The 10,677-nt window shown below is 62.6% G+C and carries 4 protein-coding genes and 2 pseudogenes; 5 read left to right on the plus strand and 1 reads right to left on the minus strand.

Annotated features, from left to right (window positions below):
• Positions 1 to 284, minus strand: a 284-nt coding sequence (locus ACAM49_RS35290) for a carboxyl transferase domain-containing protein (protein ID WP_369639880.1), incomplete at its 3' end; no start/stop codon positions are given.
• Between the two features lie 610 nt (positions 285 to 894).
• On the opposite strand from ACAM49_RS35290, the gene ACAM49_RS35295 reads away from it, so the two are divergent.
• The 5 genes and pseudogenes from ACAM49_RS35295 to ACAM49_RS35315 all read left to right on the plus strand — a co-directional run.
• Positions 895 to 8,406: an SDR family NAD(P)-dependent oxidoreductase gene (locus ACAM49_RS35295; RefSeq protein ID WP_369639881.1), complete on the plus strand. Its 7,512-nt coding sequence runs from the start codon at positions 895 to 897 to the stop codon at positions 8,404 to 8,406.
• An 8-nt stretch (positions 8,407 to 8,414) separates the two neighbouring features.
• On the plus strand, positions 8,415 to 9,377 hold the full coding sequence (locus ACAM49_RS35300; RefSeq protein WP_369639882.1) for a hypothetical protein: 963 nt from the start codon (positions 8,415 to 8,417) through the stop codon (positions 9,375 to 9,377).
• A gap of 61 nt (positions 9,378 to 9,438) precedes the next feature.
• A complete protein-coding gene (locus tag ACAM49_RS35305) occupies positions 9,439 to 9,720 on the plus strand; it encodes a transposase (protein WP_369639883.1) in 282 nt (93 codons plus the stop codon).
• A 299-nt stretch (positions 9,721 to 10,019) separates the two neighbouring features.
• Positions 10,020 to 10,187 (plus strand): annotated as a pseudogene (locus tag ACAM49_RS35310) (transposase); the annotation flags it as partial.
• 3 nt (positions 10,188 to 10,190) lie between these two features.
• Positions 10,191 to 10,567: pseudogene (locus tag ACAM49_RS35315) on the plus strand (IS3 family transposase); the annotation flags it as partial.
• Between the last annotated feature and the right edge of the window lie 110 nt (positions 10,568 to 10,677).

Here is a 10,677-nt window from a genome sequence, read left to right on the forward strand (position 1 = left end):
CACCCGCACACCGCCCCGGCCCCGTATGGCCGACGATCGTCCAACCCGACTGCGGGGGACCGGTGGCGGCGCAAACCTTGAATCTCGGTGAACGACCCCGTGTCCAGCAGCAATTCGATGCGTTCGAACGCGGTCAGCTTGCCTTTGGCATGCTGCCACACCGTCGCATGTTCGTCACAACCCTGCCGCACCGATTCGACAAGACGCACGCAAAGCGGCGATCCGCTCCCGCAACGGCAACGAGTTCGCCATTCGAACATGCGAAACCTCATGATCACCAGCATGATTCGACAATTGCGCAGTCGACATCGGAGTACTCCAAGCATTGTCGACGGCGGTGCCGAACCGATCAGGCTCCGCGCGCCTCCTGCGACCGATTCCGCCGATGGCGGTGCGGCTGCCGGCAATCGAACCGCGTCCGGTAGGCGACCACGCCAAACCTGGGCAACCTCAACCTGTTACGTCGAATCGGATCCAACCTCGCCCAGGAATCACGCGCCAACTCTTGGTGGATTTGGGGCACAACTGGAATTGGATGATTCGGCATTGTCTTGGACTACAGTCCATATGCGGGATGTGGCCAGTTCCGACGACAACTGCCTTTTGGATTGGTCTCGTGTATGTGTGGACGGAAGACGAGCCGCAGGATGGTATCGGTGGACGTCGACCGACGGTCGGCACCGTTGGACGGCAAGGGCGTCAGGTCAACGATGACTCTGTAACTGCCCACGCTACCGTTGAATTTCCCCGTGATCTCCATCCCGATTACGTTGGGGCGCAACAACACACGCAATATTGGTTGGCTTGCTGAACTTGAACTCTTCGAGCCCGATGCCGTCACGCCGCATACATCATCGCCATGCCTATTGACCGACTTTCGAAGATGGAGATCTGATGCGTATCGGCAGCTTCGCGAGAGTAACGTCCAGACTGGCGAAGCGGGAGGTGCCCCCATTCTCGGGCACCGAGGTAGCGGTCGTTGGTGTGGCATGCCGACTTCCGGGTGGGATCGATTCTCTCGAGGCGCTGTGGGCAGCGCTGCGTGATGGGCGCGACCTAGTGTCGACCCCTTCGGAGGAGCGATTCGATGCGGCGGAGTTCGAGGATCCCAACCCTGACAGTCCTGGACGTTCGTACGTCATGGCCGGCGGGTTCCTAGACGATATCACCGGCTTCGATGTGGACTTTTTTGGCATTTCGCCGCGCGAGGCGACCCGGATTGACCCTCAACAACGGTTGTTGCTGGAATTGAGTCGCGAGGCGTTCGACGATGCGGGTATCGATCCCGCGTGCTTGGCCGGGTCGGCAACCTCGGTCTTCGTGGGCGCCTCAGCCCACGGCTACAGCGATCTGCAGCAACGCGATCCAGACAGTATCGACGCCTACACCATGACCGGCACATCGGTCGGCAATACGGCCAATCGGTTGTCGCACGTGTTCGATCTACGAGGTCCGTCGATGGCTGTCGATACTGCCTGTTCTTCGTCGCTGGTGGCGGTAGATCTCGCATGTCGACAGCTGACGTCTGGTGAGTGCAGTCTGGCGCTGGCTGCTGGTGTACAGGTCATGATCAACCCGTTGGAGTTCGTGGGCTATGCGAAGGCATCGATGCTGTCTCGGAGCGGTCGCTGCCGGACATTTTCCAAGCTGGCCGACGGCTATGTGCGCGGCGAGGGTGGTGCGGTAATAGTTTTGAAGCGGCTCGCCGACGCGCTCGCGGAGGGCGACCGTGTTCATGGGATCATTGTCGGCACAGCAGTAAACAGTTGCGGCCTTACTCCTGGTTTGGCGCATCCAAATCCAATTGCGCAGAAGAAGCTTCTCAGTAGTCTCTACTCCAGAATCGGGTTGTCACCGAACGACCTTGCGTACGTCGAAGCGCACGGTACGGGAACAGCCGTGGGTGATCCGGCCGAATGTCAAGCGCTGGGACAGGCATTGGGGCAGTACCGTACGGTGGGTCGGTTGCCCATCGGATCGATCAAGACCAATATCGGCCATCTCGAGTCGGCGGCGGGCATCGCGGGTGTGTTGAAGGGTTTGACGATATTGCGTCATCGCGCGGTTCCCGTCACGTTGCATGCCGAGCCGTTGAATCCTGCAATAGATTTCGCCGACCTCAATCTGGAACCCGCCACCGAGTATCGTACGTTGAACTCCGAGGCCGGCCGAGTGGTGGGGGTGAATTCTTTCGGCTTCGGCGGCGTCAACGCCCATGTGGTCCTGGCTCCAGCGCCGACTCCGGCAATCGCACAAATTCCAGAAGTGTCGCCATTGCCGGTGATGGTGTCGGCTCGCACACCAGAGGGTGTTCGCGAGGTGGCTCGGAAAACAGCTGCGGCGCTGGGGTATCTGGCCGGGCAGGCGCAATCGGCGGGGTGGTACGACTTCGCGTGGACGAGTTGTTGCCGCCGGGGTGCGCATGCGGAACGCGCTGTGGTACTGGCGGATTCACCTGCAGAGGCTGTCGAGGAGCTGTCCAGGATCGGTTCCGGGGAGTTGCCACGACGGGGCGCTCTCGGAATACGCGCCGGGACTGGACGAATCGCGTACGTCTTCTCCGGAAACGGATCGCAGTGGCCTGGTATGGGCGCGACGATGATGGACGGCGATGCCGAGTTTCGGGCCATGGTGGCACAAATCGACCGGGTGCTGGAGCCGATGCTGGGCTGGTCGGTCTTGAGGGAATTGAAGGATCCCGATCCGGCGCGAATGGCCCGGACCGAGGTGGCGCAACCGCTGCTGTTGGCGGTGCAGTTAGGGATTGTTGCATCGTTGCGGCAGCGCGGAATCCGACCGGCAGCGGTTGTGGGTCATAGCGTCGGCGAGGTCGCAGCGGCCTATTGTGCTGGTGCACTGGATCTGCGCGATGCCTGTCGGGTCATCGCGGCTCGCAGCTCGGCCCAGGCGACGACCTACGGCCGAGGGCGCATGGCGGCGGTAGCGCTATCGAGTGAACAGGCAAAGTTCGAGCTGCGTGCGTATCCGGGCGTGGAGATCGCCGGTGTCAACAGCTACCAGGATGTGACGCTGGCCGGCGAGGCAGAGGAATTGGCGGCTCTGACGGCAGAGCTTGTGGACCGAGGCGTGTTCGTCCGTGATCTCGGCTTGAACTATGCGTTCCACAGCCGATCCATGGACACCATCCGCACCGAATTGCTGCGGGAGTTAAGCGATCTGGCGCCGACCGGTACGACCGTGCCCTTGGTGTCGATCGTGACCGGAACAACGATCGCTGGTGACACCGTGGTCGCCGAGCACTGGTGGCGAAACATTCGCCAACCGGTCCGGTTCGCCGAGGCGATCGATCACGTGATGACAGACCTGGGCTGCGACGTATTGGTGGAGATCGGGCCGCATCCGACCCTCGGTGGATACCTGCGCAAGCTCACGAGCACATCGCCTGGTGTGCAGGTACTACACACACTTTCGCGGCGCGAGGGCGGTCCCGGCGAGTTGGACACCACGGTCGCCGCAATTCTCGCCAGTGGAGCCGAAATCGATTGGACCGCATGGTATCCCACTCCGGGAAGCGTCGTGGATCTGCCAAACTATCCGTGGCAGCGGGAACACCATTACCACGGCGCGCCCCAGTGGTGGCTACGCAGAAGCGCCGACGAGGAAAAGTCGGATCACCCGCTACTCGGGTTCCGGAGGTCAGCTCCCGATCCTACCTGGCAGGTTGATGTACGGCCGGACCATCCAGGGTGGCTGGGCGATCACTGTATTGCGGGTGTTGTGATCCTGCCGGCCGTCGCGTATGCCGAAATGCTGTTGACGGCCGGGAGAACCGACCGGGACTACCCCATCGAGCTGAGGGATCTGCAAGTTACCAAGGCGCTGGTGGCGGCATGGAATGATTCCGCCGCACACACCACAGTCCAGATCGAAGTGCGCGCCGATGACGGAGCCGGACGAGTCAGCTCTACCAACGGTACGGATTGGTCGACCCATGCCCGATGCCGCATACGCCGTCGCTCCGCAATGCATCCGCAGCCGCTCGACATCGACAGCGCGCGCGCCGACCTGACCGCGACATCAGGTACGAGCTTCTACGCCCGAGCACGAGAACTCGGACTCGACTACGGCCCCGCTTTTCGGGTTCTAGAGGAGCTATATCAACGGCCGGGGTACGTCCTCGCACGTTATGTGACGCCGTCCCACCTCACTGTCGCACGCTACGGCGCGCACCCGGCGGTGCTCGACGGAGCGCTGCAGGCAGCGGTCGCGCTGTTGCCTGATTTCGCTGGTCGCCCGTACCTCCCTGTCGAGATCGGTACCGTCCGGCCGTGGTTCGACACACTGCCCACCCACGGTTATGTGCAGGTAGTTGCGCATACCGTCGATGCCCGGCAGGCGACCTTCGACGTCGATGTGGTCGAGGGTAATGGTGTGGTGGCGATGCAGCTGCGGGACTGTGTCATGCGCCGCAGCGCCCTCACCTCGACTGCCCCGGTGGGCATTCATGTCACCCGCATACTACCGACGCCCGCTGTGTCGCAATCCGATGTCGTCGTGCCGGTACCACGTCCATCAGAGGTGGTCTCCGAATCGCGGACGGTAGTACCGTACATCACTCAGGCTTGGCGGACGGACGGCTACATCGAATTCGAACCGCGCTACAAGACTCTATTGGCCCAATTCGCCGTCGATGCCATCAGCAGCGCGGTCGACGGGCCGAGTTTCTCTATGACAGACCTGGCAGCAGTCGCATCCTCGCACCCTGGATCGCGCATGTTGCTGGACCAGCTGGTAGGCCTCGGTCGAGCGCAGAACCTCATTCAAAGCCTTGGACCGAAACGACCTGATATGTGGCGGCTCGCCGCGAAACCGGATCCGACATTGTTGTACCGGCAGCTGATCCGTGAGTTCCCGCGGATGGCACCCGACCTGATGGTCGCCGCACACTGTGGTAGCCGTCTTGCTGCAGTGTTAGGGGGAGACCAGGATCCGATGGACCTACTGTTCTCGCCGACGGATCGGTTGGCCGAGCACTACTATGCCAACGCGCCAATCCTGCAGTACCACAACCGCCTAATCCAGGAGTTGATGCGGGCTTGGCTGACACTGCGACCCGCAGCCAGTCCCGTCCGCATCCTGGAGGTCGGCGCGGGTACCGGCGGCACCACCGCCCAACTATTACCTCTCCTTCCTGCTGACAGAACCCGGTACACCTTCAGCGATGTCACCGCCGCCTTCTTCCCGGCCGCCCGCCAACGGTTCTCCCGATACGCCTACCTCGACTATCGGCAACTCGACCTCAATGACCCCGCCAAATCCGGGCTTATGGAAGGAAGTTTCGACCTCGTCATTGCTTCCAACGTTCTACACGCGACCGCGGACGTAGCGGCGTCGTTGCAGGCCATCGCCGCGCTGTTACGTGACGACGGCACCCTGCTCGCACTGGAGGCCCACGACACTCATCTGTTGGTGTCAAGTTTCGGGCTGCTGGAAAGTTTTTGGCAGTTCACCGACATCGGGTTACGGCCGGAGACACCACTGCTGACACCCAGCCAATGGCGTGATCTGTTGCAGCAAAACGGATTCGACGACATCGCCATTGTAGGCGACGAGGAGCCGCCTGCCCGGGACGACTATTCGATCTTGCTGGCCCATCGTGTTCCGCGCAGCCAACCCACGCCTGCCATTCCTCCCAGCCGTCGAGCGTGGTTCGTGGCAACTCCGATGTTCGATGCGGAATGCGACTCCGTTGACACCTGGGGGTTGGCCGACGAGCTGCGTCACCAAACGCCAACGGCGACGGTTACAACATCGGCAAGCGTCGATGCCGACGAGTGGCGGAAACTTTTGTCCCGCAGAAACTCCTGCGGCGATGCACTCCACCAGATCACCGACGAGCCCACCGATGTGATCGTCGTGACCGAGTGCGCGGCCGTGGCCGACGGTGCAGCTGTCGAGCAGGTTGTGCAGTACGCAGCGATGCTACGTGCGCTGGCAGCCGCGTTCGGACGCTCTGACCACGCCGGTCCAACGATCACAGTCGCGGTCGCCGCACGCACCATGGGGCCCGTTCCCGACGATCCCGTGGCAGCCGCCGTTTGGGGGTTGGCTCGCACGATGGCCAATGAGTTCCCCATGTTGACCGTCAGGCGGGTCTGCATAGCTGCTTGTTCGGCGTCCGAACGCGCTCGCCTACTGGCAGCGGAGCTACAAGCCGAATCGGACGAGGACGAGGTCATCCTCACACCCGCCGGGCGATATTGCCCACGAGTCGCAGACCTCGGCGGTGCTGATAACTCGACACCAGATTTCCAGCGGTCGCCGAGCCGACTGGCGGCCTCGGCAGTCGGGGCATCGTATCGGTTGCGGTGGCAGCCGATGCCGACCGCAAAGCCGGCCGCGGGTGAGGTCGCGATTGCGGTCCAAGCTGTGGGGATCAACTATCGGGATGTTCTCGTAGCAACCGGCAGAATGCCCGCGGTGACCACCGCTGACGACACCGGTTATCCGTTACTCGGGCTCGAGTGCACCGGATACATTACCGAGGTAGGACCGGGCGTCAGCGAATGGCGGGTGGGTGAACGTGTATTCGCACTGGCACCGGGATGCTTTGCATCCCAGGTGATCACCAGCGCCGACTGTGTCGGCCGAATACCCGACACCATGACCTTCGCCGCCGCAGCGACGCTTCCGCTAGTTTTCGTAACCGTTCAGGAGGGCCTGGAGGACCGCGGCCAATTGCAGCGAGGCGAAACCTTACTCATCCACAGTGCCGCTGGCGGCGTCGGATTGGCGGCGCTGCAACAGGCACAGCTGGCAGGCGCCCGGGTCATCGCCACTGCGGGAACTCCGGCTCGGCGCGACCTGTTGCGACGCATGGGCGCTGATCATGTACTGGATTCACACGGCCTGCAATTCGTCGAGCAGGTGCACGCCCTCACTGAAGACCGTGGCGTAGACATTGTCCTGAACAGCCTTGCTGGCAGCGCTCTCCATCACAGCGTCGAGCTGCTTGCGCCTCGCGGCCGATTCATCGAACTCGGCAAACGCGACCTTCTGCAGGACTCCGCCTTGTCACTGCGGCCATTCTCGCGAAGCCTCGCATTCTTCAGTGTGGACGTGACGCCCTTGCTGTCGGGCGGACCGATAACCGCAATGCTGGTGCGAAGAATCCAAACACGAGTGGCCGCAGGCGACTACAGCCCGCTTCCCTACAGCGTCTATCCGGTGGAACGGATCGAGGAAGCCCTATCGATCGTGGAACACTCTCGGCACACCGGCAAGATCGTCGTCACATTCGATCAGTCCCACCCGGCCTCTTCGAAACCCCAACAAATGACCTCCCACATGCCCGAGCGGTTGGACCCGCGCGCAACCTATGCGATCGTCGGCGGCACCACTGGATTCGGTGCCGAAACCGCCCGCTGGCTCGCCCGTCGCGGCGCCCGGCGGTTGGCGCTGATCAGCCGCAGCGGCCGCACCGATGCCATCGCATCGCTGCTCGCCGATCTGCACAAGCAGGGAGTCGTGTGCGAGGTGTACCCCGCCGACGTCGCGGACCTCCAGGCAATGAAAGCCTTGTGGAATCGCCTCGACGCACAAGGACACCCCGTCCGCGGCGTTGTACACGCGGCGATGATTCTGCACGACGCGCCGATAGAACAGGTCTCCAGCGACGACCATCGTGCCGTCCTGGCGCCAAAGCTGGTCGGCGCAACGGTCCTCGATCGGCTCACCCGAACCCATCCTGTCGACTTCTTCCTCGTATACAGTTCGATCTCAGGCCTGGTCGGCAACATCAACCAGAGCAGTTACGCTGCTGGGAATCTCGCGATGGAGGCCATCGTCACGGCTCGCCGCACCAGTGGCCTGCCCGGTCTCGCGGTCCAGTGGGGCGCCATTTCAGACTCGGGATACATGCTCCGCAACAACATGATCGGCACCTTCGAACGCCTCGGATTCGGCGCCATCACCACAGCGGAAGCCTTCGACACCCTAGACAGAGTTACGGCCGACACCGAGCTCTGCGCGGTGCACATCGGCCGAGCCGATTGGGCCCGGGTACGCGACACTTACGCCACCGTCGCTGCCCCACGATTCGACCTGACCGCCACGACACCGGAAGCACACACCGAAAAATGGCGCACCCCCACAGATCTCACGAAACTGTCAGGCTCGCCTACAGCACTCGAAGCCATCGAGCAAGACCTCACCGCCATCGTCGCCAACATCATGCAGACCACGCCGGAGCGAATCGACCGCCACCGTCGCCTTGACCACCTGGGTGTCGATTCCTTGATGGCAACCCAACTCGGGATAGTGCTGCAACGACAGTACGGTCACGATTTCCCGGTTCTCGAACTCACCGCCAGCCCTGGGGTGGCCGACTTGGCCCAACGTCTTGCCGAACGTGTCCTCAACGGACAGCACCAAATTGCTAAATAGGACTCTCGATGACAATCGTGGACATCCGGACAATCGACTGGGAATTAGACGAGCATCACCACGACCTGTCCGACCCCAAAAGTATCCAGGTCACCTACAACAGACTGTGCGACTGGCTCGCGCAATGCCGCGCTGAGCTGCCTCCGGCGGCGTGGCACGAGTTCTGCCACCGGTTTCGAGAACACCCGCTCGCCGACATGCTATGCCGCGACCCGTTCATTGTCCGCGCCCTGACCAAGCCACGTGGCTATGCCGGTGACGCAGTCCTACTCGACATGGCCTACCGCCTACACGAACCGTCGACACAGCACCTCGATCCGATCACCGCCCTGCTCAACCAAGCCACACTGAACCGGCCAGCGATCAAGGCCGCACGTTGGCGACGCCGTACCCTCAGTGAGCAACTCGATCACTATGCGACCCGGTATGCCAACCCGACCATGGTCTCCGTCGCCGCCGGACACCTGCGCGAAATCGCCGACAGCCAATCCGTCCACGACGGCCTGTACGCCGACATATGGGCTCTCGACCAAGATCGGGAATCGCTCGACGTTATCGATCACGACTACAGACATCTCGGAGTCCACACCCAGCAAACATCGGTTGCCGAAATCATCGCCGCCGGGCACACACCCGGCGCCCCCACGGACATCATCACCTCCTCCGGACTCTACGACTACCTCGACCGATACACCGCCGCCACACTCACTACGGCACTGATCAACTCGCTACGACCCGGCGGAACCCTCCTCATAGCCAACGTCGCACCATTCCAAGACGCCGCACTCCTGGAGGCAGCCATGGACTGGTTCCTTATCGAACGCACCGCAACGCAGATGCTCCAACTACTCGACCATGTCCCTAAAGCCCGAATCAGCAAACCCACCCTATTCAGCGACTCCAACCACATCGTCACCTTCCTCGAGGTTTCCGCAAAGTCCGGGATCCCGTGGCCCGTCCCCAGTGAATGAGACCGCTCGGTATTAGAGTCCTGTTGGCCCTGATCAGGGGCTGGAAGGGACGATAGGGATCATGGCTGGACGCAAGCGGCATTCCGCGGAGGACATCGTGCGGAAGCTGCGGCGCGCCGACGGGTTGGCGGCAGCGGGCAAGTCCGGGGAGGAGATCGCCGCCGAGCTGGGGATTTCGGCCGCGACGCTGTACAACTGGCGCCGTTCCTACGGCGGTGTGGACACCGACGCGGCGAAAGAGCTCAAGGAGTTGCGCGAGCAGAACGCTCGATTGAAGCGGCTGCTGGCCGACGCGGAGCTGGAGAAGGACGCGCTGCGGGAGATCGCGAAGGGAAAATTCTGAGCCCAGCGGCCAAGCGCCGCGCCGTGGACATGCTCAAGAACGTCAAGAGCATGTCGGAACGGTTGGCGTGCAAGGTCGTTGGGCTGGCACGTTCCACTTACCGCCGGCTGCCGATCGCGGCGACCCCGGCCGATCCGGACGCTGGCTTGCGGGCCTGGTTGCGCTCGTATGCCACGAAACACCAAGGGCACGGGTTCCGGCGGGCGTGGGCGGCACTGTGGCCCGTCCCCAGTGAATGAGACCACTCGGTATTAGAGTCCTGTTGGCCCTGGTCAGGGCTGGAAGGGACACTGAGTGACATGGCAGGACGCAAGCGGCATTCCGCGGAGGAGATCGTGCGGAAGCTGCGCCGTGCCGATGAGCTGATCGCGGCGGGCAAGACCGGGGAGGAAGCCGCCGCGGAGCTGGGGGTGTCGGCGGCCACGATGTACAACTGGCGCCGCCAGTACGGCGGTGTGGACACCGATGCCGCCAAGGAGCTCAAGGAGCTGCGCGAGCAGAACGCTCGGTTGAAACGGTTGCTGGCCGATGCCGAGCTGGAGAAGGACGCGCTGCGAGAGATCGCCAAGGGAAAATTCTGAGCCCAGCGGCCAAGCGCCGCGCCGTGGACATGCTCAAACAGGTCAAGGACATGTCGGAACGGTTGGCGTGCAAGGTTGTTGGGCTTCACCGATCGACCTATCGGCGGCTGCCGGCCGCGCAAACCCCGCAAGATCCGGATGCCGGTTTGCGGGCCTGGCTGCGTTCCTACGCCACGAAACATCAAGGGCACGGGTTCCGCCGTGCGTGGGCAGCGTTGCGGTTCGACGAGGGCAGCGAGGTGAACAAGAAGAAAGTTCACCGGCTTGCCAGCGGACGCTGAATAATCCGGGTGGGCGGACATGTGAGTCCGGGCTGGCGGACATGATTTCTCCGGATGGGCGGACATCTGGATCTCCGGGACACGCCTGATAAATG

The organism is Nocardia sp. JMUB6875 (genome assembly GCF_041154655.1).
GTDB lineage: Bacteria > Actinomycetota > Actinomycetes > Mycobacteriales > Mycobacteriaceae > Nocardia.